Source organism: Leifsonia sp. SIMBA_070 (genome assembly GCF_046534635.1).
In the GTDB taxonomy this organism is placed as follows: Bacteria; Actinomycetota; Actinomycetes; order Actinomycetales; family Microbacteriaceae; genus Leifsonia.
Window position 1 is genome coordinate 1 of record NZ_JAWRYK010000731.1, and the last position, 247, is coordinate 247.

The window sequence follows — 247 nt, forward strand, 5'->3', positions numbered from 1 at the left end:
TGATTCCGCCGGAACCGAGCGCGCCCGACATACCCAGTAGATCGTCGAAGGCCACCGCGACCTGTCCACCATGGGCGGCATTGTTGCCACCGAGGTGATAGCGCCGGAAGGTGATCCGCGCCTTCACGCTTTCGGAAGTGGCCTCGTCGACCTCGTAAGGCGGCAGAGTGATGTTGCCGCGCGCCGGCAGATCGATGCGTCCGCCCGACGGTGCCCGCCATTCGTCGATGGCCACGGCGTCGAGCCG

The 247-nt window shown here is 66.8% G+C and carries 1 pseudogene; it reads right to left on the reverse strand.

Annotated features, from left to right (window positions below):
- A pseudogene (locus SB754_RS22180) lies at nt 1–247 on the reverse strand (PaaI family thioesterase); the annotation flags it as partial.